Below are 25,568 nucleotides of genomic sequence, written 5' to 3' on the forward strand. Positions count from 1 at the left end.
CGCCCTCCTGCGAAGCCCGGCGGGCCAGCAATTGGCGTACCGGGCAGCCGGCCATGCCGACGTCAGCGCGCGCGCAACCGGTCGCGGCGCCCCTGCACCACCGCCTTGAACAGCGATGCCACGGCGGCGGCAAAGGCCTCATCGAACCAGGGGTTGGCGCCGCTGACCGCGACGACGATCCCGTCCAGGCACACGCTGCCCCAGACCTGACTGTCCTTTGCCTGCAACAGATGCGGTTTGAGCGCCATGACTTCGTGCGTGGCCAGTCCGGTGCGCCAGCTCACGCGCGCCTTCCCGCGTGCGTAGGCGCCATAATCCGCGTCCCAGCCCGCAGGATCACCGATGCTCTCTTCGTACAGAATCGCGTCTGCGAAGTCGCAACTGCCGGGCTGCGCAAGCGGATTCATGACCACTACATGCAGAAAGCCGCTTTCGCCGACGCTGGTGTTGGACAGCGCGGCATCCAGCATGGGGCGCGCGAGCTGCACGGCCTCCTGCGCGGCATCGCGCTCCCAATAGGCTGGCAAAGGGGTGGCTGGCATGGGGACTTTCTCCTGGTGAATGCCGCTGTAGGATTCAAAGCGGAGCGCATGCAGCAAACTGCATACCTGCAAATCGCCGCTCCAGCCCCTGCAGGACAGGCCGGCGCTTCGGAACGAAGCTTGCTGCTTCGCGCGCGTCAACGGCGGATGCTGCGATGCGTATTGACCACGTACAGCGCGCATGCACCAATACCCCGAACGGCGAACAGGAGGCTCACATGGCGAACCCAGCATACAAGCGTGTCATGGAGGTGGTGGCGGCCGCCGCCGATGGCAGCACATACCGTATAGACAGATACTGCTCGCAGCCCCCGGGCGATGCGAAAACCAGTTCCTATTGCTGCCTGCCCGACGGGCAGCTTGTGACATGGGAAGGCGATGGGCACTACAAGCTGCCGGATGGCACGATCGTCACGATGGTGGCGTCGAGACTCTGCCAATAGGGCACGAGGGGCGCGCCTGATTGCGGCGTGCCTCGCGCGGACTCGCAGCTACATCCCGCGAATCAACAGCCCAACAATGAAAAGCACGGCCACGGCGCCAATCCAGACGGCCAGCATCAGCCAGGGTCCCCGGCCAGTCTTGGCGCCGCGCCGCGCCGGGCGGGCGCGGGTGGAAGTATCGTCAACAGGTTTCATGATTCGCTCCCGGATATCCGAGCCCGGCCGGTGACGCGATGACGGCCCTGAACCACGAAGGACACAGGGCCGCACCAGTATCGCTACCGGCTTCATGCAGGTTGCACTTACTTTGCCTTGCCCGCCTTGGCCGCTTCAGCGTTGGTCTGCTGCAGGGCCAGCATGCTCAGCTTCTCGTCGGTGGCCTTTTCTTCAGCCAACGTTTCCTTCAACAGCGTCAGCGCTTCGGTTTCGCCCAGTTGCTTGGCAAAGGTGCAAAGCGTGCCGTAGCTGGCGATCTCGTAATGCTCCACCTTTTGCGCCGCCGCGATCAACGCGGCATCGCGCACCGGGCCCTCTTCAACGTCTTCGATGACATCCTTGCCTTCTTCCACCAGGCCTTCCATGGCGGCGCACTTGATGCGCTTCAGCCGGAAATCCGCACCTTCGACGATCTTGTCGATGCGTTCGATCTGTCCGCGTGTCTCTTCGAGGTGCGTGGTGAAGGCTTCGGCAAGTGTGGGGTCAGTGGCGGCGCGAGCCATCTTCGGCAGGGCGCGCGTCAATTGCTTTTCGGCGCTATACACATCCGATAGCTCGTGAATAAACAGGTCCTTCAACGTCTTCTGGCTCATGATCACTCCTGTGTGTGGATCGATGTGGGAAGCGGGCCTTGCCCGTGCGGTGAACAGCAAGGCGCATGCCGGTGAGCGCTGCTGCAATAGCGGACGGGCAGGCCCGCTTGATCAATCAGGCGCCGGTGCGGACACCGGCGCGTCTCAACGTATTTACTTCTTGGCCGACACGCTTTGCTGCAACGCCTTCGCCGCTTGCAGATGCTGCTGCAGGCTGGGCAGCGTTTCGATCGCAAACTGCTTGACCTCCGGATCCTTCACTTCCTTCGAGGCCTTCTCGAACAGCTTGACCGCGTCTTCGTGCGCGTCGACGCCGATCTCGTCGGCGTACGCCTTGTCGAACCCTTCGTCACGCAGTCCCAAAGCCTTGAGTTTGGCGGTCTGCATCATCGAAGGATCCTTGGGCGGCTCGAAGCCCTTGCTCTTGGCCAAGGCTTCGAGCTGCTGGGCCACCTTGGTGTGATCGTCGATCATCTTCTGCGCAAATTGCTTGACCTCGGCGTTCTGCGACTTTTCCAGCGCCATCTTGCTGCCGGCAACCTCGAGATGGCCGGACTCCGCGGCGTCTGTCAGAAAGCCGCGCGCCTCGCTGTCGAGCTTGTTCGTTGCAGCGGGCACCTGGGCGCCAGGGGCTGCCGGGGTTTGCGCAAGCGCCACCGAACTCATGCCGAGGACAATCGCAGCGCCAAGCCCTGCCTTCAAAAGACGGTTTTTCATTCGGACCTCCAGTAGAAAATAAGTCGCCGGCTGTCGGCCTGATGCCGCCCGGCGAACAAGGAACATCCAGCAAACGTCATGCCCATAGGAGCCGCGAAGCGTGCTCAGCAAGCGACGTGACCACGTTCGCCATCAGCCGAAATCGCCCTCGCCCACCTGGATGGGGCCATCGGTCGGCACCCACTGCGTGCGGTGCGCCAATTCGCGCAACGCGTCGGCGCCGCTTTCGAATGCGCGCAGCAATTCCGGCGCGGTGTCATCCGCTGCGCCGAACCGCTGGCGCAGCACATCGCCCGATATCTCGAACTGCCGCGTCACACCGGCCGTTTCCATCTCGAAAACGATGGCATCGCCTTGTGCTTTCGCGTTGGTCGCTTTGGTGAATTTCATTTCGGTCCCTCCTCGCGCGTGGTTGTCGGAGACGCGCCGCACGGCGGCGCGCTTGCGGCAAAGGCAGCAAGTCGTGTTCCGTCACACCGCGCACGTCAAATCTTCCGATCGTGTAGAAATCGCATCAGTGCGTGCGCATCAACACGCGCGACGCGCCGTCATCTTTCCGCCACGCGCGACGGGAACAATAGTTGCGGCGATCCGGGTGTCACAGCGGCAGGGTTACCGGTCTCTGGTTGGGGAGTCCGGTGGCTGGCACGGCCTCGCCACGTCGCTGTGACCTTTGCGTTTTGTTGGACCGTGAGTCTTCGCCCCGCATCGCGCGGGGCGCTTTTTTGCGTCAGAAATAGCGAGTTTTACGGCGATGTAACAAAGAAACGCAGCGTTACACGCCCTCCGTTGCGCGAGCGCAATGCCATCGGCACACTAGCTGCTCGCATCTTTTGGGAGAGTTGCCATGCAAGTGGATATCCAGAAGTTGGGAGCAGACGCCGCGCGCCAAGGGTTGACCCTTTTGGATTGCCCCTACCTTCGCACCGCAGCCATGCCTGCGCAGACCGGCGAATCAGTCCATGAATGGCGCAACCGCGTCGAGATGTGGAAGGCCGGTTGGAAAGACGGCGTCAGATCTCGCGTCGTCGGCCGCGCGCCGTCATCCCCCTTCACGATCACCCGCAGGTAGCCACTGCCTGCGGTGCATGTCCCGCCAGGGCCCTGGACATCGTCCAGGGCCCGTTCATTTGGAGAACCGGCGGCGGCTTGGTGGCGCGTTGTTCATGGTAAGAAAGCGCCTGCCGGCCTTGGTCGGGAATTCTTGCACTTTGTTGCACCCGCACGGAGGCTCTTTTTGGAAAATCCCGGGCAGGAAATTTTCCGAACACCACGCTCTGGAGCGCACGATGAATACTGAAACGGGTATTTGCGTAGATGGATTCAAAGTCCACTGCGATGTCATTGAGTTGCCGAGCGGCAAGTATCGGCTCGACGTCACGACCCGGCGTGACGGCGAACACGACGGGAAGGCCGTCTGGCCCATCCCGAGCGGCAAGCTTTTCTCGGCGCAGCACGAGGCCGAGCGTCACGCCAGATGGATCCTCAAAGGCATCCGGCGCGTCGACGCCAGCGGCGCCCCGCAATTCTGCCTGACCTGATCTTTGCAAGACCCGGCGCATTGCGCGCGTAAGCCTACTGGAGCGCCCTCGGGCGCTCTTTTTCGTTGACCCTGCCCCCGCCCCGGGGCCCGGGCACGCGCATTGCTCTGGCGTCACGGGCCTGTAGCGTCAGTGCGCTGTCGCACCATCGCAGGACCACAGCACGATATGGCCGGCAGCCCCAGCAACGAGGTGCCGGCCCTTCAAACCGAGGAGCATCATGAAACGGCCACGCCACCGCACGCAAAAAGATTCAGCGCTTACGGCATACGCATGGCCATCCTGGGCGCTGACGCCGCGACGTTTTCCGGGATCGCCTTAAGTGCCCCGCCCCGCCGTGCAGGACGGCCAAACCCTCCCTGATCCGCGCGCGTCCATGCTGAAGGGCTTGCTCGGAACCTGTCTGTTTGCCCTCAGCGCGTTCGGCGTCTTCGCGCTGTGGCGATACCTGGACGCCTCGCATCCGGCGGTGGGTGCGGCGCTCTTGGGCGGCTTGCTTGCCGCCGGCGCCACCGCGCTGGGCGCGTTGCCGGTGGCCTTTTCGCAACGAGTGCCCGAACGGGTCCAGGACACGCTGCTGGGATTCGGCGCCGGCATCATGTTGGCCGCCTGCGCCTTTTCTCTCATCATTCCCGGCCTGGACGCCGCCCGCGAGCTCGGCAGAGGGCCATGGGGCGCCGGACTCTCCATCGCCGGCGCCATCCTGTTCGGCGCGTCGGCGCTGCTGATTCTGGACCGCGTCCTGCCGCACGAGCACTTCATCAAGGGCAAGGAAGGCAAGCCCGCCCGCAACCTGCGGCGCACGTGGCTGTTTGTGTTTGCGATCACGCTGCACAACTTTCCCGAAGGCCTGGCGATCGGCGTCGGCTATGCCGGTGCAGACCCCGTGCAGGCCGGCTCGCTGGCCATGGGGATCTCGATTCAGGACGTGCCTGAAGGCCTGGTGGTGGCCATCGCGCTGCTGGCCGCCGGCTACCGGCGCGCGTTCGCGGTGGGATTCGGCATGGCTTCTGGCCTGGTCGAGCCGCTTGGCGCGGTGCTGGGTGCGGCAATCGTCGGCTGGTCGGCGTCGCTGCTGCCGTGGGGATTGGGTTTTGCCGCGGGCGCCATGCTGTTCGTCATCAGCCACGAAATCATTCCCGAGACCCATCGGAAAGGGCACGAGGTGCCCGCCACCTGCGGCCTGATGCTGGGATTCGTGTTGATGATGGTGCTGGACACCGCCCTGCAGTGACACCCGGCGCAGACACGGCTTAACCGGTATAAACGCGTCATTCCGCCCTTTAGCGCAATGACGCGTTGACGACGCTCATCCGTTTTCAGTAATTTAGGCCGGTGAGCCTGCGCTCACGGTATTTGTATATGCCGTTTTTGTCCGTTTTTCAGTAAGCCGTTTCGTCTGCAAGCCAACCCCAGGAGCTCGAATATGAAGAAGCACCTACTGATGATTGGTCTTATTGGCTCAATGACCTTCGCGGTCACCGGCCAGGCAGCTGATGCGAAAAAGCCTCTCGCCCTATGGCAATGCCAGGATTTCCTGGGCGTCCAAGAGACCTATCGCCCCGTCGTCGTCAGCTATGCAGAAGCGCTTAACAACAAGGGCAAGCCCGAAGAGGCCGTGCTTGACGTCGAGGGCATCAGCACCCGCACCCCGATGCTGGTCAAGCAGTGCAACGAAAATCCCAAGCAAATGCTGCGTGACGCCCTGGCGGGTCTGAAGAAGTAATGCCTCTGCTCCCCTGGAGCCTGCGCTCCAGGGGATTTGGCTGCATCGGCGGCTGCTCGGCTTTTCTACTGCGCTTCCCCTCCTTCCGCGCCCGTCCGGCGCTCCGCAATATCCCCTGTTTCTTAAACCCACGCGCCCCGTGTCAGGTGCCCGTGCGCGCCGTGCTGCGCTGCAAGGAACAACATTTGCTGCGGTCGCGCTTCCTGCAACTGGAGGCCCGACGATGAATTCATGGATTTTTGGTGACTGGATCAACGCACATCCGCTGGCGCTGTGGATCATCGCGCTGGGCGTGGGCGCGGTGCTGTTCACGGTGCTCGCCACCGTGCTGAAGGTGGTGCGCGCGCGGCTGGAGGCGCGCGCGCAACTGCCCGGCCACGGCTTTGCCAATGCCATGTCCCAGATCCTTCGCCGCACCAACTGGGTGCTGCTGGCTTTGCTGTGCCTGATGGCCGGCATCGACATCAGCGATGCGCCCATGCCGTGGAGCGGCGCCACGATCAGTCATCTGTGGTTCGTGCTGATGGCGCTGCAAGGCGCGTTGTGGCTGGAACGCGCCGTGGACGTGATGGTGCGCCGCGCCGTCCTGGCGCGTGGCGAAGCCAGTCTCGTCACAGCCACCCTCCTCGGCTTGCTGCTGCGCACCTTCGTGTGGGCGGTCGCGTTGCTGGCCATGTTGGACAACCTGGGCGTGAACATCACGGCGCTGGTCGCCAGCCTGGGCATCGGCGGCGTCGCGGTCGCCCTGGCGGTGCAGACCATTCTGAGCGACCTCTTCGCCTCCATCTCCATCGGCCTGGACAAGCCGTTTGAAGTGGGCGACTTCATCGTGTTTGGCGCGGTGGCAGGCAGCATCGAACACATCGGCCTGAAGACCACGCGCATCCGCAGCCTCGGCGGCGAGCAGATCGTGTGCTCGAACACCGAACTGCTCAAGCAGACCATCCAGAACTACAAGCGCATGCAGCAGCGGCGCATCGTCTTCTCGGTGCGCATCAGCTACAAGACCGACGTCGAACGCGCCGCCACCGTCCCGGGCATCCTGCGCGACCGGATCAACGAGCAGGCCGACGTGCGATTCGACCGCGCGCATCTGGCGCGATTCGGCGACAGCGCGCTGGAGTATGAGGCCGTGTATTACCTGATGAGCGCGGACTACAACCGCTACATGGACACGCAGCAGGCGATAAACCTAGGCATCATGCGCTCGCTCGAAGCGGCGGGCATCACGCTGGCGCTGCCGGAGCGCATCGTCCACGTCAACGCGCCCGAAACCGATGAACCGGCCGAGCCGGTGTTGGCGTCGGCGCGCGGATAGGCACGCCGCTTGCAGCCGCAATGCGTTTTCAAGGAGAACACCATGAATGCCAACCATCCCGGCGGCCGCGATCCGGCCGCAGACGCCCACGATCCGGCGCGCGCCGCCACGAACGCAGACGGCAATCCCGCCCCCGAGCCGTCGACCGAAGACCAAGTCGATATCGCGGATCGTGTGCAGAAGGATCTTGCCAAGGCCAACGACCGGGAGCGCGCCCGACAAGAGGCGTCAGTGGAGCAACAGGCCATTGATGGCAATCCCGCGCCGCAACCCGACGTGGAAGGCGGCATGTTCAAGCCGGCCGACGACACGCCGGCCGTGCTGCCGGAGAAATCCGGGCCGAAAGAATAAACCTTCCGTCGCTATAGCCCCAAGGTCAGCAGCATCAGGAACGCGCCAAACAGCACAAAGTGCGTCAGGCCTTCGATGGCGTTGGTCTGGCCGTCATTCAGGTTGATGGCCGCCACGATCAACGTGACCAGCATCATCAGCGTCTGCAGCGGCGTCATCGCCATGTCGATCCGCTGTCCGGTGAAGAGGGCCATCGCCTCCATCGCCGGCACGGTCAGAATCACGGTCGACAGCGACGCGCCGAGCGCGATGTTGACCACCGATTGCATGCGGTTGGCAAGCGCCGCCCGGAAAGCCGTCAACATCTCGGGCGCGGCCGAGATGCCCGCCACCACCAGGGCGATCAGCCCGACCGGCACGTCCATTCCTTCCAGACTGCGGTTCAGCGCATGCGACATCAGCTCGGCCAGCGCGCCCACCGCCACGATCCCGACCGCCATCACGGCGGCCGACTGGCGCCAGCCGGGACCGCCGCCGGGCGGCACTGACGTGCGCGTCTTTTTTTCGGGATAGCTGTAGCTGAAGAAATAGCTGTGAGGCCCGGTTTGCATGCGCACGAACACGCCATACATCAGCAGCATCGACACCACGGTGAAGGCGCTATAGGCGCGCCAACTGGGCTGCGGCACGAACTCGGGAATGATCATCGACACCGTGACAGCAGTCAGGATCATCACGCTATACGTGCGCGCCGAGTCGTCGTTGTATGCCTGTTCGCCGTGCTTGAACCCGCCGATCAGGGCGGCCACGCCAAGAATGCCGTTGATATCCAGCATGACCGCCGAATAGATGCTGTCGCGAACCAGCGTCGGCGAGCCCGCCTTGGACGACACGATCACCAGCACGATCACTTCCACCAACACCGCTGACAGCGTCAGGATCATGCTGCCGTACGGGTCGCCGAGTTTCTGCGCGATGCGTTCCGCATGGCGCGCAACGCTCAGGGAGGCGGCAAGGATCGCCGCGATCAGCACGGCCGTTTCCGCCAGGCTTGCTGCTTGGCCCAGACCCTCCAGTTGCGGGTCGATCATGAACCCCGCGATCGCAAGCGCGCAGGCGAGCAGCAGGAACTTTTCGGAATGCAGTAGGGATTTCATCGCAACGAGGCGGGCCGGAACACCGAGAGCCTAGCACGCACCGTTCCAGCCGCGGCGCGCGGGATCGGGCATGCGGCTTGCTGTCCATAGGGTCCGTGCATGTATGGATGGAGCGCCATGCCGAAAAGGAACGCAGCAAAGCGGCAAACGAGATCCCGGCCGCAATCACGATCCGGGAAGACCGGCAAACCGAATCCGGTTTCCCATTTTTTTGACCGCTTCGCGTCGCTTGTGACCAAGTGGGCGGGCTCACCCGTCGCTTTCGGCATCGCGCTGATCGCGGTGGTGGTATGGGCGATCTCGGGGCCCGCGTTCGGCTTTTCCGAGACCTGGCAACTGGTTATCAACACAGGCACCACCATCATCACCTTCCTGATGGTTTTCCTGATTCAGCAAAGCCAGAACAAGGACAGCGAGGCGCTGCATCTGAAACTGGACGAGCTGCTGATTGCGGTCAAGGGGGCCGACGAGCAACTGGTCGACGCCGAGCGTCTGGATGAAGACAAGCTGCTTGCCTTGGCGTCCGCATTGACGGCCCGCGCCCGCAAGCAACATCGTCAGCGGGCACGCGGCCGACGGCGCGATTGACTCATTACCGCGCCGTCGGCCGCGCACTTTCGCACGCGTCGTGCTGCTTTCACGCCCGCACAGCCATTTGCCGGATCGCGGCCTGGGTGATTGCGGCAAACGCCTTCGGATCGTTGAACGCACGCGCGGTCAGCATGGCGCCATGCACCGTGGACATGAAGGCCTGCGCCTCCACCTGCGCGCTGTCGCGCAATTGAAACTGCCCAGCCTTCTCCCCGGCTTCAAGCACCGAGGCGAGCCACGCGGTCAAATCTGTGAAATAAGCCCGCACCTCGGCCGCGACTTCCTGGGGAATCATCGGCGCCTCCGCCGCCAGCATCGCGCAGATGCACATCGACGCGCTGCCTTCGCGGATGCACTTGGCCCAGTAGTCCGTGTAGGCGGTCAGGCGATCCACGGGATCGGCCACGTGCTGATCCAGCGCTGCCAGTCCCGCGAGCGCTTCTTCGCGATGGCGAACCACCACGGTCAGGACGAGTTCGGCCTTCGTGGGAAAGTGATGATGGATGCTGGGTTTGCCGATGCGCACACGCTCTGACACGTCGGCATAGCTGAACCCGTGATAACCGCCTTCAGCGAGCAACAGTTTCGTGTGCGCGACGATCTCGGCTGCGCGGGTAGAAAGTTCCGGGCTCATGGCCAAAATGACTCCGATTGGCGGGGGCAAGTCGATGCGAATGCGCGCCAATCTACTAGTTGGTCGGTTGCGTGTCAAGACGGCGATTGTGCCGCCTTGATCGTCTCCGACTATGGAATCGCTGACACGTCCCGGCCAGTAGGCGCCTCGAGACTGCCCGAAGGATGCGCCGGCCGCGACAACTGCGCCGGACTCGACCGAGTCGAAGGAATCGGCGGACGTCCCGAACGTGACACACTCGCCGGATCCGAAGGCCGCCACGCGCGCGAGGCTTGCGTGGCCTGCAACGCCCGCGCCGTCCGCAGCCGCCTCACCTGGTCGTCCAGCTGCGCCCGCAGGCGCTCGATCTCCGCGTCATCGGCCGAGCGCACCGCGGCGGCGCGCACCTCCTCGACCATCTTTTCCAGCCGCGCCATGTCCGGATCAGGCAATGGATTGCTGACGCGCCGCACCTGCATGCGGCCCATCAACTCGTTAACGCGATCGCGCAGCGCCACGGCAGCCATCGCGCGCAGGGGCTGCCGTAAAAACTTTGGCCATCCGAGCGACGCTCCCGCGGCCAGTGCGGCCGTCCGCGCCCACGCCCCGCCGACCTTGCTGCGAGGCGCGCTGCGCGCCATGGGAATGGAGAGCGCCTGGCGGTCACGTTCCATCTTGGCCAGAAGGGCCGCCTTGTCAGCTAACGTGGTCATCTTGGGCATAGTGGCTCCGTGCAGCAGCGGTATCGAGGCGCACCTGGTGGCTCAGCTCCGCAAAGGGCGATCCCTTCGGTGCGCTACGTGTCGAAATGGCGAGCGAAATGAGCGTGATGAGCAACCACGCGCCGGCAACGAGCCACGCGGCAAGTTTGCGGTGCTCGGTGTCCCAAAAGCTCACGATGGCGGCCACCGACACAAACCCCAACGTGCCCAGACCGCAGAAAACCAGGGCCACGCTACTGATCACCGTGGCGACCAGTGCCGCCCGGTACAGGGACAACTCGATACCCACCAACTCTACGTAGTCTCCCGAGCGTTCGGCGGCAAAGGCCGCGATGCGGCGCAATCTGCGCAATCGTTCTGAAATCATGGCGTCTCCTTGGGCTTGGCCCCCCCAGTCAGCAATTTGCATTCCGGCAGGAACGCGCGCAGGCCGGAAATCTTGCCAAGCTGGTCAGGACGGCCCACCAGGTTCGACTTTTGGCCCCCCACCACCGCCTTGCTGAAGGGATGCGCAGTCTTAAGACCGCCCGGCGGCGCGTCTTCCCGTCAGGCGCAGCAGAAGCCCGGCCAGCTGCTCCAGCCGGTAAGGCTTGGACAACAGCGGAATCCCCTCCTGCCCCGCCCTTTTCACTTCCTCGCCCAGATAGCCGGTCATCAATGCCACCGGAAGATCGGGCCTCTGGGCGCGCACTTCCCGCGCCAGTTGAATGCCGCTCTTGCCGCCGGGCATCATGGCATCCGTCAGCATCACATCGATGGCGGCGCCGTCATTCAAGATGTCCAAGGCTTCGGCGGCACTGGCGGCGGGCGTCACGACATAACCCAGCTCTTCCAGCATGCTGGCGGTCAGGGTCGCGACTTCCGCATCGTCTTCCACCAGCAGCACGTTCAGTGCCGCAGGCTGCTCCTGGACCGAGCCGGACTCTGCCGACCTGCCCGGCGCAGCCAGCCGCCGTTTCGACCGCGGCAGGCAGACAGAAACGGTGGTGCCGACGTCCATTTCCGTGGAAAGCTCGATGGCGCCGCCCGACTGTTTGGCAAAGCCGTACGCTTGCGCCAGTCCCAGGCCCGATCCCTTGCCGACATCTTTGGTGGTGAAAAACGGTTCAAATACGCGTTCAGCCACCGCCGGGCTCATGCCTGTTCCGGTGTCCGACACCCGCAAGGCGATGTGGTCGACGGTCAACTCACCCTTTCCCGATGCGACCACGTTCTCGGTCCGGATCTCGATTACGCCGCCCTCCGGCATGGCGTCGCGCGCATTGACCGCCAGATTCAAAATCACGAGTTCCAACTCGCCAGGGTCCACTTCGACCGGCCAGAGATCGTCGGCCAGCGCCAGCGCAATGACGATGTCGCCGCGCAGGCTGCGCTCGAGCATCTCGAGCATGTTTTGAACGACCGTGTTCAGGTTGAGGACCTCCGGGCGCAAGGCCTGCCTGCGCGCAAACGTCAGCAATTGGCGCGACAACGACGCGCCGCGGTCCACGGCCTGCCGCATCGAGCCATACAGCCGGGTTCGCCGGGCTTCGTCGATGGGACGCTGCAGCATCTGCAGCCCGCCGGAGATGACCATCAGCAGGTTATTGAAGTCGTGGGCCACCCCGCCGGTGAGCTGACCCAGCGCTTCGAGTTTCTGCGCCTGGCGCAGCGACTCTTCGATCCTGCTGCGTTCGCGCATCTGCTGCTGGAGTTCGGCATTGGCCAGTTCCAGTTCGCGCGTTCGGCTTGCCACGATGGACTCAAGGGCCTGGGCAGCCTGCTTCTCCGCCTGAAGCAGCGAGCGGATTTCGTACTGCCGCGTCCGGGCCCGCGCGGCCGTTTGAACCGTCGTGGTCAACGCGAGACTCTGGACGGGACGTTCCAGCAGCGAAACGTTGCCCAACAATTCGGTCATCCGCTCGCGCCAGCGCACGACGGGGCCGCTCTGTGTCTTGCCAGTCAATACGACAAAGGGCAGCCCCGACCACGCCGGCTGGGCCTGCAACCACCCGGCTACCCGTTCCAGGTTTTTGCCGAACAGGGCTTCCTCGGTCAGGCAGACGGTGAGGGCACCAGCGTCCATCTGCGCAAGCAAGTCCTCGATATCCCGACAGACGTACGTGTCGAAACCTGCGCGCTGCAGCAGCCTCGCGCCAGCCTCCCCATCGCGGCCTATCGGTGCGTGGACAAGCACGCGTGCTTCGGCGTCCTCAGGTCGATGCATCGGGATTGTTCAGCAGAAGGCGCAAGTCATCGCCCGTGTATTGCGGCGTTCCCGAAAATATTCCATGAAACGAGGTCAACGGCGGCCCAACGACCAGGCCATCTTCGGACATGCTGAATTCGCGGATGGCATGCTCGTGTGCGCCACTGCGCTTCTTGACGACAGAGATGGCGCGCCGGACGCTTCCATCAAACTCGAAATACCGCAGCATGATGACCGTGTCGCTCAGATAGCTGATGTCCATCGGCGTCTCCATCGGCCCCACCACCCCATGCTGGGCCAGGATCATCACCGTCGTCACGCCCTGCTGCCCCAGGTAGCTCAGCAATTCGTGCATCTGCAGAATCAAAAAGCGCCCGTCGGGCATGGCGTTCAGATAGCCGTTCAAACTGTCGAACACCACCACGCGCGCGCCATCATCTTCGACCGCGCGGCGAACCATCGCCGTGAATTCGCCCGGCGCCATCTCCGCGGGGTCGATTTGCTTGAAGGTCAGAAGCCCTGCCTCCAGCGCGGATTCCAGCGGCATTCCCAGCGCACGTGAGCGCGCGAAGAACGTGGCCCGGGACTCGTCGAACGCGAAGATGGCTGCGTGCTCGCCCCGCTGCGTCGATGCCAGCGCATAGGTCGCCGCAAGCGAAGACTTGCCCACCCCCGCCGCGCCGATCAGCAGAACATTCGTACCGCGGTCCAACCCGCCGCCCAGCAGGCTATCCAGTTCGGCGTTGCCGCTGGGTGTGGGCGTTGGGGCAAACGCTTTGTGATGCTCCGCCGCAACGAGCCGCGGATAAACCTCCAGCCCGCCCTTCCTGATCGTGAAGTCGTGGTAGCCACCACGAAAATCCATGCCGCGCATTTTCAATATGCGCAGCCGCCGTCGCTGGGCGCCGTAGTCGACCGCCAATTGCTCAAGGGCGATGACGCCGTGCGAGATAGAGTGCAATTGCAGGTCGTCCTCTTTGGCCGCCTGGTCGTCCAGCAGGATCACCGTGCACCGGCGATTGGCGAAAAAGTGCTTCATCGCCAGGATCTGGCGGCGATAGCGCAAGGAGCCCTGCGCCAGCAGGCGAAGTTCCGACAGGCTATCAATGACGACGCGCGCCGGATCAAGCGATTCGACCTTGTCCAGGATGAGGCGAGTCGTCTCGGTCAACTCCATTTCGGCGGGGTGCAGGACGGTGAGCTCCCGCTCCGGATCCAATACGTCTTCAGACACCAGTTCAAGGATCTCGACACCGTCCAACGACCATCCGTGGCGGTGAGCGACCAAGCTCAGCTCAGCCGGGCTTTCAGACAACGCGACATACAGTGCGCGCTCGCCCTGGCGGACGCCTTCCATCAGGAATTGCATTCCCATGGTCGTCTTTCCCGTTCCCGGCTTCCCTTCGCAGAGATACATTTTGTTGGGATCCAAGCCGCCGCCAAGAATGTCGTCGATGCCGGTATTTCCGGTGGAGATTCGGGCGTCTGGCTTGAAAGCCGCAGTCTGTTCTTCAGTCGTTGCGCTCATGGCTTTCCCGTAATACGAGTGAGACATGAAGCATATCGCTATCGTCAATTCGCAATGGCATCCAGCCGGAAAGATATGTTACGTACTGAATCGCCCTGCTCTCAGGGGAACTTACGGCCGACGCTCGCACGGTGGAACGCCCGGAAAGGGCTGCCTGGCTTGGCATGCCGGCGGCCTTGTAACAGGACGGGGGTCAACCAAAAAAGAAACGCCCGCCTTCTGCATCGCAATGCAGAAGGCGGGCGTCTTGCGGGTCAAACCGTTATTCGAACGAAATCTGAAGTTGAGGATTGATCTTCCATTCGAATCGGGCGCTGGCCTCGCCGCCGCCGGCGTCCTGGGCCAACACCACATACCGGCCTTCTTGCGGGGTCGGCGGCACCAGGCCCCGAAGCGTGCCGGTGGCCTCGTCGAACTTCAGGCCTTCCGGAAGCCGGGCAGGCGTCGTGCCGTCCTTGTCGAAAAGCGTGTAGCGCACCGCACCGCTTCCGCCCGTGGCGTTGACCACCGGCACCGCCGACGGCATCGTGGCGCCCGCCGTGAGTTCGATCGGAAGAGTGGAGACCTCCAGCGCGGGCGCCAGGTTGAAATCGACGGGAATGGAAACGCGGGCGCCGCCCTCGTCGCTGATGGTGGCCGTAAGCCCCGCCATTTTTTCCAGGGACTTGGGCACCGCGCCGCTGACACGGCCGCTGCCGTCGAGCACCAGCCCGGAAGGAATGCGCATGGCGCTGCCGTCGGGATTGGAATAGGTAACGGCGTAGTTGCCGGTGCCGCCGCTGACGTTGATGAACTTGACGGGGCTCTTGATGCGCCCGCCCGCCGTCGCTTGAATGGAGCCGCCCTCAACGTTCAAGGGCGGATTGATGGTCAGTTGCACGGTGCGGCTGGCCTTACCGCCGCCGCTGTCTTCGACCTGGATGAGATACGTCAACGTCTTGGGGCTGGCCACGGAGGGCGCGGCGCCAGACAGTGAACCGTCGGATCCGAACACCAGGCCGGCCGGCAGTTCGGCGGGTTTGCCGCTGGTGTCGAGCAGGTGGAAGTTCAACGCCCCGGTGCCGCCCGACGTGCGCACCCGGATCAACTGGGAATTGAGCGTTGCGCCCGAAGTGATGGAGAGCCCCCTGTCCGGTGCCACGGCAGCCGGGCGGGCGCGGGTGATTTCTTGACCGCTCGTGGACGCCGCGGAAGCTGCCGGCGCCTTGGTGCCGGATGAAGGAGCCCCCTTGGCGGGCGCGGCACGCTGAGTGATTTTTCCAACGGGCGGTTTGAAGTCTTCGGCAGCGATGACTTGGCCGGGCGTGACTGCGATCAGTCCAACAGCGGCTCCCAGACACGCGAATCGGGAGATTAACTTTTTATTCATAACGGTCCTTGTGACTTAATCAACGATGCGCAGTGCGCATTACACGTCTCTCTACAGGCCAGGCGCGGCAGCCCGGCGTGCGAGACCCCAATTACCTCGTGCCCTTCATTCAGACCTTGATGCGCCGCTTTGCCGCTTTGCATTTACATCACGGCGCCGCGCAAGGCTGCAGGTCACGTTCTGCGTCAACGAATCTGGAAACTGGGCGTCACATTATTTCAAGATCAACCGGCCGAAATGCAGAGTAGAACTACCTCTTTGCAGGCACAAAATGGCGGTAAGCCTCAGTGGGCCTGCCGTCGCTGACCGGCTTTATCAGACCAACGAAAAGGCGGGCCAAGGCGAGCGAGGTGTTGATGTTCAACTTCGAGTAAATGCGCGCCTTGTGGTTGTCGACGGTACGGACTGAAATATGAAGATGCTCGGCGATCTCTTTGCTGGAATGTCCGGCGATGACGCCTTGGACGATCACCAGTTCGCGCGGCGTGAGCATGGCTTTGCGTGCTTCTTCCTGGGCTGATCGGAGCCGATTCAGGTGAGCACGGCGGCTCAGGCGCAGCGCATAATGAATGGCTTGGCAGAGCCGGCTTGAGTTCAAGGGCTTGGCGAAGAAATCGACAGCGCCGCGCCGCATGGCTTCGACGGCATCTCCGAATTCGGGCTCGGCCTTGATGAAGATGGTTGGCAACGCCGCGTTGGCCTGGACCAGATCGCGCTGTACCGCGGTATCGGCAGCCGCCTTCCCGAAATCCATGATGAGGCAGTCGCACTCGCCCGCCGAATAAATGGACAGGAATTCGCGGACTGTTCGGCTTTGCACGACTTCGATGGAGAAGTCGGCGAGCGTCCGGCGGACCGCCCACACCGAAGACTCGTCCTCGTCCACGATGTAGGCTTTGGAGCCGCTGGGCAATGCGCTGGCTTGGCCAATGACTGATTCCGCATCGCGCGATGCCAGAAACTCGTCCGGAAGGGACCGGTATTGGTACTGCCTCCACCGCAGCGGTTGTTCGGAATACGGCATCGTTGAACAGCCAGGAAGAATTGAAAAGTGTCCGATACGGCCGGCAAATTGCCTGCACGCAGCGCAGGCGAGTATAGGTATGCAGCCCCCGTCCCGAAATCGGAAATTTATTAAAAACTTGGGTGACCGTTCACCGGACAGGATTACTCAATCTTGCCGCTATCGACTTATAGCCAGGAGTAATATGACGCGTCTGGCGTCAAACCCGCCGGCGCAAGCAAGCCGATTCACGCCTGGTCCTTCCCACCCCTGTCGACAGCGGAGCATCCCTCCGTGCCTGCCCTCGGTGTCTGCAAGTCCTGGCGCACAAGCGGCCATAAAAAGACATCGAGGAGAAGCGGATTGGACAAGCAAGAGTCGGGCGGCTGGTATTTCGGCTGGAACATCGTCGGCGCCGCCACGGTACTCACCCTGTTTACGGTCGGCCTGCGCATGGGCATCGGACCGTTCTTTCTGCCCATGGCCGAGAGCCTGGGCTTTTCGCGCAGCCTGCTTTCGGGCATCGTCGCCATCGGCATGCTGTGCTATGGCCTGGGCATGCCGCTGGCCGGTTATCTGGTCAGCATCCGCGGCACGCGCTTCGTCCTGCTGACCGGCACGGCCATCGTGGTATTGGCTTCCATCTGGACCGTTTTCGCGCGCGGGCCCCTCGAATTTTTGCTGGCTTTTGGCGTTGCGCTATCGGTGGGTCTGGCCTTCACGAGTCCGGTCGCGCTGACGCCGGTGATCAGCCGCTGGTTCACGCGGCAGCGCGGTATGGCGCTCTTTTTTCTGTCCACGGGGTCGATGGCCGGCATCGCACTGATGACGCCGACGCTCACCTATGCGATCTCGGCGGTCGGCTGGCAGGAAACGCTGCTGGGCTTCGCCGTGCTGTTTGCGCTGCTGACCGTGCCGGTCGCGCTTTTCGTGATGCGTGACGAGGCGCCCGAGCACACCGACCTGCTGCCCCATCAGATCATCGAAAAGACCGGCGCGGCCAAGCCGACAGCCAAGGCGCCCGCGCCGGGGCTGGGTGATGCCCTGCGCACGTTGCCGTTCTGGCAGGTCGCGCTGGGTCTGTTTGCCTGTGGTTTCAGCATGAACCTGCTGGGCACGCACGGCATGCCCATGCTGATGGACCACGGCTTTGACGCCACCACCAGCTCGCTGGGCATCGGCCTGATTGGCCTGGTCGCCATTTTCAGCACCCTGGTGCTGGGCCGCATGTCCGATCAGGTCGAACGCCGCAACATCCTTGCCGCCATCTATCTGGTGCGGGGACTGGGATTCTTCGCGCTGGTCATGGTGGGCGCGCATTGGGAACTGTATCTGGCCGCCACCATCGGCGGCATCGTCTGGGCTGGCAGCATTGCGCTGTCCTCGGCGATTCTGGCGGACGTGTATGGCATCCGTCTGGTCGGCGTGCTGTACGGGCTGACGTATCTGGGCCACCAGATCGGCGGCATGATCAGCTCGTGGCTGGGCGGCTGGGCGTTCGAGACCTTTGGCACCCACTGGGTGGCCTTCGGGTCGGCCGGTACGTTGCTGTTCCTGGCCGCATTCATCTCGATGCGCCTGCCGCCGCGCGGAATCCTGCGCGCGCCACGCGCGGTGCCTGCCGCCGGACGCTGAATCGCCCGCGCGCAGGCGATATGCCGAGGGTGCGCTGCCCCCCCCGGCCCGCAGGCGTTAACGGTCTTTCAGCAACGACACCAGCTCGGGCACATAACGTTCGCCGCCGCCTTGCGCAACGGCCTGATCGAACGTTTGCTGCACGGCGGCGCCGATCTCGCGGACCGCCCCGGCCTCGGCGGCCATGGTGTTGTAGTACGAAAGGTCCTTCTGCGCGTTCGACATGAAAAAGCGCAGGGACGACGGATCCTGCTCCAGCAGATACGGCTTGATGCGCTCCAACGCCACGCCGCCGCCGCCGCCCTTGGCCAGCACTTCCGCAAAGACGGCCGGGTCGATGTCCGAACGCAGCGCGCACGCCGCGGCTTCGGACAGCAGCGCCACCACGCCCAGCGACACATAGTTGTGCAGCAACTTCATGCGATGGCCGGCGCCCACCGGGCCGGCATGCGTGATGTTTTCGGCAAAGCAGGCCAAGAGCGGCTTGCATTCGTCAAACAACGCCGCGTCGCCGCCCACCAGCAGGTTAAGGCGGCCTTCGGCGGCTTCTTTCGGGGTGCGCGTCATGGGCGCGTCCAGAAAGCGTCCGCCGCTTTCGGTGACGGCCTGTGCGACCTTCACGGTCGACGACGGAATGGCCGTTGAGCAATCGATGATGACGGTGCCGGGACGCAGCCCCTCTAGCACACCGGCCGGCGACAGCAGCACGGCTTCGACCTGCGGGCTGCCGGTGACGCACAGGATGATTACATCCGACTGCGCAGCCAGCTCGGCCCCGCTGGTTACGCTGACCGCGCCGGCGGCCTTGAGCGCGTCCAGCGGCTGGTTGCCCGGGTGTTCGAGCACGGTCAGCGCGTGACCATGCTTGACCAGGTTGCTTGCAATGCCGTGGCCCATGAGGCCGATACCAACCATGCCGACTTTCGCCATCTTCAAATGCTCCTGCCATGTAGGGTGATTGTTGTGCCGTAAATCTTACCCTCAGAAGATGAGCGCTGGGCCGGGGGGTTGCACGGCGTGGTGACAATTTCGCGTACGTCCGCGCCCCGATCACCGCACTATGCCTGCGCGGGCGCGTCTGGAATACTTTCACGAATCGTCCTACGGGACTCTTGCATCGCCAGCCATGACAGACTCCCTTCCCGCCGGTTTCACACCCTGGTATCCCAGCAGCCAGTTCATGCGCCACCTGAACGACCTGGGCCCGTTCTACCGCCGCAAGGCCGACAACGTGTTGGCCCTGCGGGTCACCACGGCGCACGGCAACATGCACGGCATGGCACACGGCGGATTCCTGGCCACGTTTGCCGACAGTGCGCTGGGCCTCGTCATTTCCGAAGACGCCCACGTCTCCGTCGTCACGGCGCAGATGTCCGTCGAGTTTCTGAATGCCGTCAATCCGGGCGATTGGCTCGAAGCTCACGTGCAGATCGACAAGCAGGGCAAGCGGCTCATCTACGCGACCTGCCGCCTTCAGGTGGAGGGCCGCGTCATGCTCAAGGCGAGCGCCGTGTTCGCGGTGCGCCATGCGGCGGTGCCTGCTTCGGACGGCTGATCGACGAAGCGGGCATGGCCGGCGGCACAGGCTTGCCGGCCGGGACCCGCGCTACAAGGGACCCACGCTACAAATAAGGCGTAGCCAGCCAGATCACCTTGTTGCGCAGGCGCTTCGCAAAAGGCGCCTGCAGCAGATCTTCCAGCGTCACGCGGTGCGCATTGGCGATCAACGCATCAACGCGCGCGCCGATCCAGCGCGCCACCTCGGGATCGTAGATTTCGGTGTCCAATTCGAAATTCAATCGCAGGCTGCGCGGATCCAGGTTCGACGAGCCGGCGTAAGTCCACGCGCCGTCCACCGTCATCAGCTTGGAGTGATCGAACGCACCGCTCGACCGCCAGACGCGGCAGCCCGTTCGCACCACCTGATCAAGCTGCGCCGTCATCGCGTAGTCCACCAGCCGCAGGTTGTTCTTGCCCGGAATCACGATGTCCACGACGATCCCACGTCGCGCCGCCGTGGCCAGCGCGCCGATCAGCGTCTGGTCGGGCAGGAAGTAAGGCGATTGGATCCGCACGTGATGCCGCGCCACCGCCAACGCGCCCAGCAGCATGTTGTGCGTGCTGCCGATCGCGCGGTCTGGGCCGGACGGCACGCAGCGGATCGGCACACGGCCCGACGGCGGCAGGTAGTCAGGATCGAACCAAGGCTTGGCGGACAGCGACTCGTGCGTCGTGAAATTCCAGTCATGCGCGAACACCGACATCAGCTGCGTCACGATCGGCCCTTCCACGCGGAAGTGCGTGTCGTGGTTGGTGGCCTCCCCCGCCAGCGCGCTGACAAACGCCGCCCGCACGTTCATGCCGCCCGTAAACCCAACACGTCCGTCCACCACCAGCACCTTGCGGTGGCTGCGCAGATTGGCGTAGGGCATGCGCAGCACGCCCAGCGGATTGGTCATGAACCGCGCCACCGGCACGTTCGCCTTCGCCAGCATGCGCACGATCGGCGGGCGTGAATACTTGGAACCCACGGCGTCGATCAGCACCCGCACCTGCACACCGCGCGCCTGCGCTTCGATCAGCGCCTCGGCCACCTCGCGCCCGATCGGATCGTTATCGAAGATGTAGCTCTGCATCGCCACCGTGTGCCGCGCCTCGCGGATGGCCTGCAGCATCGCGGGATACGTCTCGTCGCCACCCGCCAGCGGCCGCACCTGGTTGCCGCCCAGCAGCTCGAACCGGCTCACGCGGTCGCCAAGCACTTTCAATGACGCAAACTGCTCGCCCGATATGGGCACCACATCCACCGGCGCCGTCGCGACCTGCCCAGCGTCCTCGAGCATCGCGTCGTCCCGCTGCTGCGACACCCGCGTCTTGCGAATGCGGTTGATCCCCGCCACGAAATAGAAAAGCGCCCCAAGGATCGGCGAGAACATCGCCACCCCCACCCAGCCTATGGCCGCCCGCACGTCCTGCTTGGTCATCGCGGCATGCACCGCCGCGCCCGTGCCCGCCACGATGCTGATGGCAAAGGCGACATGAGGCCAGTATTCGATCAAAAATGCGTGTACGCGATCCATGGCGATGGCTTGAGACACGGCCTCCGGTGGTTAACCAGCGCAAGAATAGCAAGGCTGCCGCCTGTGGCAAGACTACTTTTTAAAGGCGATTTCACACCCTTCAAAAAAACGTGCTAGAATTCGGCCTCTTCGTTGTTGAGCAGCTTTCGAAACAAAATTCAAAGACGCAAAACGACGAAAGCACTGAAGGAAACTGAAGTGCAAAGCAGTACCAGAGGTGGCTGTAGCTCAGTTGGTAGAGTCCCGGATTGTGATTCCGGTTGTCGTGGGTTCGAGCCCCATCAGCCACCCCAAGAATTCATTTGAAATCAGCCGCTTTTAGCGGCTTTTTTCTTTTCTGGCGCTAATTAAATTCAATAATCCAGGCGCTGGAAAATAAATTTGCGTATCGAGTCGCAGGCCAAAATGCGCGACTAAGTGCTCCACTAAGCGCTCGTCAAATCGCATTTCAAATCGCATTTCAAATCGCACGTCAAAGCGCACCGCGAGGCAAAGTTTGACCGCGCGCCCCGCTGCCGGCCGAAGTTACGAATGAACGGGGTGTGAAACCCACGGCGCGGTCGCGCCTCGCGAATGCTATCGCGGCGACACGTAGATCAGCCCGCCTGCTCCAGAAACGCCTGCAAGGCGGGCACCGTATTCAGCACATGCTGGCGCATCGCGGCCTCGCAACGCGCCGCGTCGCGGGTCTGTAGCGCGTCGATCAGTTCCTGGTGCGATTCGCGCACGCGCAGCACGCGGCCGGGCTGGGCAGCCCAGAGGCGCATGTAGGGTTCGACAACCGAATGCAGTTCCGAGATCTGGTTCAGCAGGCGCGGTTGCTTGCAGAAGCTGCACAGGTATTCGTGGAATTCGCGGTGCGCGGCGGTCCAGTCCAGGTCTTCGTTTGCCCCCTGGTCCAACTGCTCGAGCATGTTGGTCAGCCGGCGGATGTGTTCGGGGCCCATGTTTTCCACGGCATTGCGCGTGGCCAGTCCTTCGAGCACGGAGCGCATCTCAAAGACCTCGAGCATCTCCTGCTGATTCAAGCCGCGCACCACGGCGCCGCGATTGGCGCGGATTTCGACCAGACCTTCCGACGCAAGGCGGCGCAGCGCGCCGCGCACGGGCATGCGACTGGTGCCGATCTCGGCGGCCACCACGTCGGGCACGAGGCGCTGGCCGGGCGCGTAGCGGCCCAGGCGGATTTCGCGCTGTAAATGCAGGTACGCCTCGTCTTCGGCGCTGATGGCTGTCTTCTGGAATTGCAGCACTGACGTCCCCGGGCTTGGAAAGCCGCCATGATAGATAAGGGCGAAAATAACACAAATTGGATCCAATGATCCATGGATGCAAATCCCTATGGCCGGGGGTTCGCGCGTTGCGTTTAATCCAGGGCAGGACGCGGCAGACCGCGCCCGCTCGACCGGAACGGGCATCAGACCCGACCCGGCGCATACGCTTTCCATAACGCGATCAAGGGGAATCCATGAAATTTCGTCTCATCCGGGCGCTGGCAGGCGCCGCCGCGATGGCCTTCGGGGCGCAAGCGGCCGCGCAAGCCACGGACTGGCCGCAGCATCCCGTGCGTATCGTCGTGCCCTTCCAGGCTGGCTCGGCCACGGACCTGATCTCGCGCCAGCTTGGCGCGGCGCTGTCCGCCGAACTGGGCCAGCCCTTCGTCATCGAGGCCCGCCCGGGCGCCGCGGCCGCGATCGGCAGCGCGTCGGTCGCGCGGTCGGCGGCGGACGGCTACACATTGCTGATGGGCGGTCCGGCTGCCGTCGTCACCAACCGCTTCCTGCAGAAGCGCCTGGCTTACGACCCCGACGCTTTCGAACTGGTGTCGATGGTGGCCTACACGCCGAATATCCTGCTGGCCAATCCCTCGCAGCCGTTCAAGACGCTGCCCGAAATGGTGGCCTATGCGCGCGCCAATCCCGGCAAGCTGACCTATGCCTCATTCGGCACGGGCACGACCTCGCACATGGCGGGCGAGATGCTCAAGTCCGTCGCTGGCATCGACATCCTGCACGTGCCCTACAAGGGCGCCGGCGAAGCCATCCCCGCCCTGCTGAGCGGTCAGGTGTCCATGTACTTCGACACCATCATGACCGGACTGCCCCAGGCCAAGAGCGGCTCGCTGCTGGCGCTGGGCATGTCCAATTCGCAGCGCTCGGCGCTGGCGCCGGACATCCCGACGATCGCCGAGCAAGGCTTTTCGGGCTACGACATCGCGCCGTGGTACGGTCTGGTCGCGCCCCAAGGCACGCCCGCACCGATCCTCGACAGGCTCAACAAAGCCGTCAACAAAGTGCTCGCCGACCCCGCATTGCGCGGTAAGCTCGCCGAAGCCGGCGCCGAGCCGCGTGGCGGCAGCCGCGAGGAATTCGCCGCGTTCATCAAGGCCGAGATTCCGCGCACCAAGCAGCTGATCGACCAGGCCGGCATCACCCCGCAGTAATTTTTCCAACGAGTTCCAGCACCCATGTCCTCCCCCTTCGATTGGTCTTTTCCGTACGCTTCCCGAAAAATGCCGGTCCTGGCCGCCAACGCGGTCGCGACCAGCCAGCCGCTGGCTGCGCAAGCGGGACTACGCATGCTGCTGGCCGGTGGCAATGCCGTTGACAGCGCCATTGCCACCGCGATCGCCCTGACCGTCGTCGAGCCCGTGATGAACGGGATCGGCGGCGACATGTTTGCCCTGATCTGGCACGACGGCCAGCTTCACGGTCTGAACTCCAGCGGTTGTGCGCCGGCCGCGTGGACGCCCGAGTACTTCAAGGGCCGCGACGCCATGCCGGGCACCGGCTGGGGCACGGTCACGGTGCCGGGTCAGATCGCGGGCTGGAAGGCCTTGTCCGACCGCTTCGGCAAGCTGCCCTTCGCCAAATTGTTCGAGCCCGCCATCGCGTATGCCGAGGAAGGCTTTGCGGTGTCGCCCACCATTGCGCGCCAATGGGCCAACCAGGCGCCTAAGCTCGCGGCCGAGCCGGGCTTTGCCGAGGCTTTCCTGCCGCAGGGTCGCGCGCCGCAGGCGGGCGAATGGTGGCGCTTTCCCGACCAGGCCAAGACCTTGCGCGACATCGCCGAAACCGGTGGTGAAAGCTTCTACCGCGGCGAACTGGCCCGCAAGATCGCGGACTTCGCCAGCAAGACGGGCGGCGCGCTCAGCGCCGTCGATCTGGCCGAACATCAGGCCGAATGGGTCAAGCCCATCTCGCAGTCATTCCGCGACTACGAGCTGCACGAAATCCCCCCCAGCGGCCAAGGCATCTCGGCGCTGATGGCGCTGGGCATGCTGGAACAGTTCGACCTGGAAGGCATGGGCCGCGACAGCGCCGACTACTACCACGTCAGCATCGAAGCCATGAAGCTGGCGTTTGCCGACCTGCACCATCACGTCGCCGATCCGCGCCACATGCGCACCGACGCGCGCGCCCTGCTCGACCGCGCCTATCTGGCCGAGCGCGCCCGCCTGATCTCGATGGACCGCGCCAGCGTGCCCACCGCGGGCACGCCCGCCACCGGCGGCACCGTCTACCTGACCGCGGCGGACGCCAGCGGCACGATGGTGTCGTTCATCCAGTCCAACTATCACGGCTTTGGTTCGGGCGTGGTCGTGCCGGGCACCGGCATCAGCCTGCACAACCGTGGCCTGAATTTCGTGCTGACGCCCGACCACGTCAACCAGGTCGCGCCGCGCAAGAAGCCGATGCACACCATCATCCCCGCGTTCGTGACGCGCGGCGGTCAGCCGGTCATGTCGTTTGGCGTGATGGGTGGCTCGATGCAGGCGCAAGGCCATCTGCAGATGGTCACGCGTCTGGCGGCCTTCGGCCAGAACCCGCAGGCCATGAGCGACGCGCCGCGCTTCCGCGTCGAGAAGGGCCCGGTCGTGAACGTGGAATCGCACCTGCCGGCCGACGTGGTCGACACGCTGCGCGCGCGTGGCCACAACGTCGCGGTGGCCCCGGTGGACAGCCTGGAGTTCGGCTCGGCGCAGCTCATCTGCCGCCTGCCGCAAGGCGGCTACGTGGCGGCGTCGGACTCGCGCCGTGACGGGCAAGCCGTCGGCTTCTGACGCTGACGGGGCACGCGGGACGTCCCTTGCGGAAGTTCGGCGACAATCCGTGACCTGCCGGCGCGCGCCCGCGCGCTGGCAGCCAGCCGCCTTTGCGCGCCGTCACATCCCTGCAGCAGCGCCGCCCGATACTGCCGCGTCGCTGCATGAAGGACCGAAATGCCCCACCCGGCTTCACCGCCCCGCCTCAAACGCGCGCGCTCGGCGCAACGTTTTCTTCTGACCCTGCAAC

28 protein-coding genes and 1 tRNA gene are annotated in these 25,568 nt (G+C 64.0%); 13 read left to right on the plus strand and 16 right to left on the minus strand.

Annotated elements, in window-relative coordinates; translation table 11 throughout:
* Positions 1-62 precede the first annotated feature (62 nt).
* The gene (locus B3446_RS23870; protein ID WP_191579361.1) at positions 63-542 is read right to left on the minus strand and encodes a hypothetical protein; all 480 of its coding nucleotides are present in this window, start codon (positions 540-542) and stop codon (positions 63-65) included.
* Between the two features lie 155 nt (positions 543-697).
* Here B3446_RS23870 and B3446_RS23875 point away from each other — a divergent pair, with 155 nt between their 5' ends.
* Positions 698-985 (plus strand): hypothetical protein, encoded by a 288-nt coding sequence (locus B3446_RS23875; RefSeq protein WP_191579360.1) that lies wholly within the window; start codon positions 698-700, stop codon positions 983-985.
* A gap of 48 nt (positions 986-1,033) precedes the next feature.
* Here the strand turns inward: B3446_RS23875 and B3446_RS23880 are convergent, their stop codons facing one another.
* The 4 genes from B3446_RS23880 to B3446_RS23895 form a co-directional block, all read right to left on the minus strand.
* Positions 1,034-1,180 (minus strand): hypothetical protein, encoded by a 147-nt coding sequence (locus B3446_RS23880; protein ID WP_191579359.1) that lies wholly within the window; start codon positions 1,178-1,180, stop codon positions 1,034-1,036.
* A gap of 107 nt (positions 1,181-1,287) precedes the next feature.
* Positions 1,288-1,794, minus strand: coding sequence for a ferritin-like domain-containing protein (locus B3446_RS23885; RefSeq protein WP_191579358.1), 507 nt, complete (start codon positions 1,792-1,794; stop codon positions 1,288-1,290).
* Positions 1,795-1,947: 153 nt separating this feature from the next.
* Positions 1,948-2,511 (minus strand): DUF4142 domain-containing protein, encoded by a 564-nt coding sequence (locus tag B3446_RS23890; RefSeq protein WP_291385911.1) that lies wholly within the window; start codon positions 2,509-2,511, stop codon positions 1,948-1,950.
* Positions 2,512-2,643: 132 nt separating this feature from the next.
* Positions 2,644-2,901, minus strand: coding sequence for a DUF1488 family protein (locus tag B3446_RS23895; RefSeq protein ID WP_175124320.1), 258 nt, complete (start codon positions 2,899-2,901; stop codon positions 2,644-2,646).
* Positions 2,902-3,358: 457 nt separating this feature from the next.
* Here B3446_RS23895 and B3446_RS23900 point away from each other — a divergent pair, with 457 nt between their 5' ends.
* From B3446_RS23900 to B3446_RS23925, 6 genes are all read left to right on the plus strand, one after another.
* Positions 3,359-3,583, plus strand: a complete 225-nt coding sequence (locus B3446_RS23900) for a CrpP-related protein (RefSeq protein WP_291385913.1) — start codon at positions 3,359-3,361, stop codon at positions 3,581-3,583.
* Positions 3,584-3,800: 217 nt separating this feature from the next.
* On the plus strand, positions 3,801-4,052 hold the full coding sequence (locus tag B3446_RS23905; protein ID WP_291385915.1) for a hypothetical protein: 252 nt from the start codon (positions 3,801-3,803) through the stop codon (positions 4,050-4,052).
* A 376-nt stretch (positions 4,053-4,428) separates the two neighbouring features.
* Positions 4,429-5,286, plus strand: a complete 858-nt coding sequence (locus B3446_RS23910; RefSeq protein WP_291385948.1) for a ZIP family metal transporter — start codon at positions 4,429-4,431, stop codon at positions 5,284-5,286.
* Positions 5,287-5,478: 192 nt separating this feature from the next.
* Positions 5,479-5,778 (plus strand): acid-activated periplasmic chaperone HdeA, encoded by a 300-nt coding sequence (gene hdeA, locus B3446_RS23915; protein WP_056563757.1) that lies wholly within the window; start codon positions 5,479-5,481, stop codon positions 5,776-5,778.
* Between the two features lie 223 nt (positions 5,779-6,001).
* A complete protein-coding gene (locus B3446_RS23920; protein WP_291385918.1) occupies positions 6,002-7,096 on the plus strand; it encodes a mechanosensitive ion channel family protein in 1,095 nt (364 codons plus the stop codon).
* Positions 7,097-7,138: 42 nt separating this feature from the next.
* The gene (locus B3446_RS23925; protein WP_291385920.1) at positions 7,139-7,447 is read left to right on the plus strand and encodes a hypothetical protein; all 309 of its coding nucleotides are present in this window, start codon (positions 7,139-7,141) and stop codon (positions 7,445-7,447) included.
* Positions 7,448-7,458: 11 nt separating this feature from the next.
* On the opposite strand, the gene B3446_RS23930 is transcribed toward B3446_RS23925, so the two are convergent.
* A complete protein-coding gene (locus B3446_RS23930) occupies positions 7,459-8,544 on the minus strand; it encodes a calcium:proton antiporter (RefSeq protein WP_291385922.1) in 1,086 nt (361 codons plus the stop codon).
* Between the two features lie 117 nt (positions 8,545-8,661).
* Between B3446_RS23930 and B3446_RS23935 the strand changes: the two genes are divergently transcribed.
* Complete coding sequence (locus tag B3446_RS23935) at positions 8,662-9,132, plus strand: low affinity iron permease family protein (RefSeq protein ID WP_291385924.1); 471 nt, start codon at positions 8,662-8,664, stop codon at positions 9,130-9,132.
* Between the two features lie 49 nt (positions 9,133-9,181).
* Here the strand turns inward: B3446_RS23935 and B3446_RS23940 are convergent, their stop codons facing one another.
* From B3446_RS23940 to B3446_RS23970, 7 genes are all read right to left on the minus strand, one after another.
* On the minus strand, positions 9,182-9,769 hold the full coding sequence (locus B3446_RS23940) for a TetR/AcrR family transcriptional regulator (protein WP_291385950.1): 588 nt from the start codon (positions 9,767-9,769) through the stop codon (positions 9,182-9,184).
* A gap of 110 nt (positions 9,770-9,879) precedes the next feature.
* Positions 9,880-10,470 (minus strand): hypothetical protein, encoded by a 591-nt coding sequence (locus B3446_RS23945; protein ID WP_191579351.1) that lies wholly within the window; start codon positions 10,468-10,470, stop codon positions 9,880-9,882.
* A complete protein-coding gene (locus B3446_RS23950; RefSeq protein ID WP_191579350.1) occupies positions 10,445-10,837 on the minus strand; it encodes a phage holin family protein in 393 nt (130 codons plus the stop codon). Before B3446_RS23950 ends, B3446_RS23945 begins: the two co-directional genes overlap by 26 nt.
* A gap of 150 nt (positions 10,838-10,987) precedes the next feature.
* Positions 10,988-12,646 carry an ATP-binding protein gene (locus tag B3446_RS23955; RefSeq protein ID WP_291385926.1) on the minus strand — a complete coding sequence of 553 codons (1,659 nt, stop codon included), beginning with the start codon at positions 12,644-12,646 and terminating at the stop codon, positions 10,988-10,990.
* Between the two features lie 16 nt (positions 12,647-12,662).
* On the minus strand, positions 12,663-14,186 hold the full coding sequence (locus tag B3446_RS23960) for an ATPase domain-containing protein (protein ID WP_291385928.1): 1,524 nt from the start codon (positions 14,184-14,186) through the stop codon (positions 12,663-12,665).
* A 262-nt stretch (positions 14,187-14,448) separates the two neighbouring features.
* The gene (locus B3446_RS23965) at positions 14,449-15,327 is read right to left on the minus strand and encodes an Ig domain-containing protein (protein WP_291385930.1); all 879 of its coding nucleotides are present in this window, start codon (positions 15,325-15,327) and stop codon (positions 14,449-14,451) included.
* A 478-nt stretch (positions 15,328-15,805) separates the two neighbouring features.
* Positions 15,806-16,579 (minus strand): response regulator transcription factor, encoded by a 774-nt coding sequence (locus B3446_RS23970; RefSeq protein ID WP_291385931.1) that lies wholly within the window; start codon positions 16,577-16,579, stop codon positions 15,806-15,808.
* A 342-nt stretch (positions 16,580-16,921) separates the two neighbouring features.
* On the opposite strand from B3446_RS23970, the gene B3446_RS23975 reads away from it, so the two are divergent.
* Positions 16,922-18,193, plus strand: a complete 1,272-nt coding sequence (locus tag B3446_RS23975; RefSeq protein WP_291385933.1) for an MFS transporter — start codon at positions 16,922-16,924, stop codon at positions 18,191-18,193.
* A gap of 57 nt (positions 18,194-18,250) precedes the next feature.
* Here the strand turns inward: B3446_RS23975 and B3446_RS23980 are convergent, their stop codons facing one another.
* Positions 18,251-19,123: an NAD(P)-dependent oxidoreductase gene (locus B3446_RS23980; protein WP_191579344.1), complete on the minus strand. Its 873-nt coding sequence runs from the start codon at positions 19,121-19,123 to the stop codon at positions 18,251-18,253.
* Positions 19,124-19,319: 196 nt separating this feature from the next.
* On the opposite strand from B3446_RS23980, the gene B3446_RS23985 reads away from it, so the two are divergent.
* Positions 19,320-19,748: a PaaI family thioesterase gene (locus tag B3446_RS23985; RefSeq protein WP_056563788.1), complete on the plus strand. Its 429-nt coding sequence runs from the start codon at positions 19,320-19,322 to the stop codon at positions 19,746-19,748.
* Between the two features lie 67 nt (positions 19,749-19,815).
* Here B3446_RS23985 and B3446_RS23990 read toward each other — a convergent pair whose 3' ends face one another.
* On the minus strand, positions 19,816-21,273 hold the full coding sequence (locus B3446_RS23990) for a phospholipase D-like domain-containing protein (RefSeq protein ID WP_291385952.1): 1,458 nt from the start codon (positions 21,271-21,273) through the stop codon (positions 19,816-19,818).
* 217 nt (positions 21,274-21,490) lie between these two features.
* On the opposite strand from B3446_RS23990, the gene B3446_RS23995 reads away from it, so the two are divergent.
* Positions 21,491-21,566 (plus strand) — tRNA-His (locus B3446_RS23995).
* A gap of 303 nt (positions 21,567-21,869) precedes the next feature.
* Here B3446_RS23995 and B3446_RS24000 read toward each other — a convergent pair.
* Positions 21,870-22,526 (minus strand): GntR family transcriptional regulator, encoded by a 657-nt coding sequence (locus B3446_RS24000; protein WP_291385938.1) that lies wholly within the window; start codon positions 22,524-22,526, stop codon positions 21,870-21,872.
* Between the two features lie 215 nt (positions 22,527-22,741).
* Here B3446_RS24000 and B3446_RS24005 point away from each other — a divergent pair, with 215 nt between their 5' ends.
* A complete protein-coding gene (locus B3446_RS24005; RefSeq protein WP_291385940.1) occupies positions 22,742-23,716 on the plus strand; it encodes a Bug family tripartite tricarboxylate transporter substrate binding protein in 975 nt (324 codons plus the stop codon).
* 24 nt (positions 23,717-23,740) lie between these two features.
* Positions 23,741-25,336, plus strand: coding sequence for a gamma-glutamyltransferase (gene ggt / locus B3446_RS24010; protein WP_291385942.1), 1,596 nt, complete (start codon positions 23,741-23,743; stop codon positions 25,334-25,336).
* Positions 25,337-25,568: the final 232 nt, after the last annotated feature.

This window comes from Achromobacter sp. UBA5777 (assembly GCF_002418565.1).
Classification (GTDB): domain Bacteria; phylum Pseudomonadota; class Gammaproteobacteria; order Burkholderiales; family Burkholderiaceae_B; genus Achromobacter; species Achromobacter animicus.

Excerpts from the sequence above, each read along its gene's own strand:
- ggt (WP_291385942.1), top strand. The coding sequence starts at position 23,741 with ATGTCCTCCCCCTTCGATTGGTCTTTTCCGTACGCTTCCCGAAAAATG.
- hdeA (WP_056563757.1), top strand. The coding sequence starts at position 5,479 with ATGAAGAAGCACCTACTGATGATTGGTCTTATTGGCTCAATGACCTTC.
- B3446_RS23950 (WP_191579350.1), bottom strand. The coding sequence starts at position 10,837 with ATGATTTCAGAACGATTGCGCAGATTGCGCCGCATCGCGGCCTTTGCC.
- B3446_RS23970 (WP_291385931.1), bottom strand. The coding sequence starts at position 16,579 with ATGCCGTATTCCGAACAACCGCTGCGGTGGAGGCAGTACCAATACCGG.
- B3446_RS23980 (WP_191579344.1), bottom strand. The coding sequence starts at position 19,123 with ATGGCGAAAGTCGGCATGGTTGGTATCGGCCTCATGGGCCACGGCATT.
- B3446_RS23990 (WP_291385952.1), bottom strand. The coding sequence starts at position 21,273 with ATGGATCGCGTACACGCATTTTTGATCGAATACTGGCCTCATGTCGCC.
- B3446_RS23985 (WP_056563788.1), top strand. The coding sequence starts at position 19,320 with ATGACAGACTCCCTTCCCGCCGGTTTCACACCCTGGTATCCCAGCAGC.
- B3446_RS23945 (WP_191579351.1), bottom strand. The coding sequence starts at position 10,470 with ATGCCCAAGATGACCACGTTAGCTGACAAGGCGGCCCTTCTGGCCAAG.
- B3446_RS23910 (WP_291385948.1), top strand. The coding sequence starts at position 4,429 with ATGCTGAAGGGCTTGCTCGGAACCTGTCTGTTTGCCCTCAGCGCGTTC.
- B3446_RS23925 (WP_291385920.1), top strand. The coding sequence starts at position 7,139 with ATGAATGCCAACCATCCCGGCGGCCGCGATCCGGCCGCAGACGCCCAC.
- B3446_RS23930 (WP_291385922.1), bottom strand. The coding sequence starts at position 8,544 with ATGAAATCCCTACTGCATTCCGAAAAGTTCCTGCTGCTCGCCTGCGCG.
- B3446_RS23900 (WP_291385913.1), top strand. The coding sequence starts at position 3,359 with ATGCAAGTGGATATCCAGAAGTTGGGAGCAGACGCCGCGCGCCAAGGG.
- B3446_RS23940 (WP_291385950.1), bottom strand. The coding sequence starts at position 9,769 with ATGAGCCCGGAACTTTCTACCCGCGCAGCCGAGATCGTCGCGCACACG.
- B3446_RS24005 (WP_291385940.1), top strand. The coding sequence starts at position 22,742 with ATGAAATTTCGTCTCATCCGGGCGCTGGCAGGCGCCGCCGCGATGGCC.
- B3446_RS23870 (WP_191579361.1), bottom strand. The coding sequence starts at position 542 with ATGCCAGCCACCCCTTTGCCAGCCTATTGGGAGCGCGATGCCGCGCAG.
- B3446_RS23880 (WP_191579359.1), bottom strand. The coding sequence starts at position 1,180 with ATGAAACCTGTTGACGATACTTCCACCCGCGCCCGCCCGGCGCGGCGC.
- B3446_RS23875 (WP_191579360.1), top strand. The coding sequence starts at position 698 with ATGCGTATTGACCACGTACAGCGCGCATGCACCAATACCCCGAACGGC.
- B3446_RS23905 (WP_291385915.1), top strand. The coding sequence starts at position 3,801 with ATGAATACTGAAACGGGTATTTGCGTAGATGGATTCAAAGTCCACTGC.
- B3446_RS23920 (WP_291385918.1), top strand. The coding sequence starts at position 6,002 with ATGAATTCATGGATTTTTGGTGACTGGATCAACGCACATCCGCTGGCG.
- B3446_RS23885 (WP_191579358.1), bottom strand. The coding sequence starts at position 1,794 with ATGAGCCAGAAGACGTTGAAGGACCTGTTTATTCACGAGCTATCGGAT.
- B3446_RS23935 (WP_291385924.1), top strand. The coding sequence starts at position 8,662 with ATGCCGAAAAGGAACGCAGCAAAGCGGCAAACGAGATCCCGGCCGCAA.
- B3446_RS23890 (WP_291385911.1), bottom strand. The coding sequence starts at position 2,511 with ATGAAAAACCGTCTTTTGAAGGCAGGGCTTGGCGCTGCGATTGTCCTC.
- B3446_RS23895 (WP_175124320.1), bottom strand. The coding sequence starts at position 2,901 with ATGAAATTCACCAAAGCGACCAACGCGAAAGCACAAGGCGATGCCATC.
- B3446_RS23960 (WP_291385928.1), bottom strand. The coding sequence starts at position 14,186 with ATGAGCGCAACGACTGAAGAACAGACTGCGGCTTTCAAGCCAGACGCC.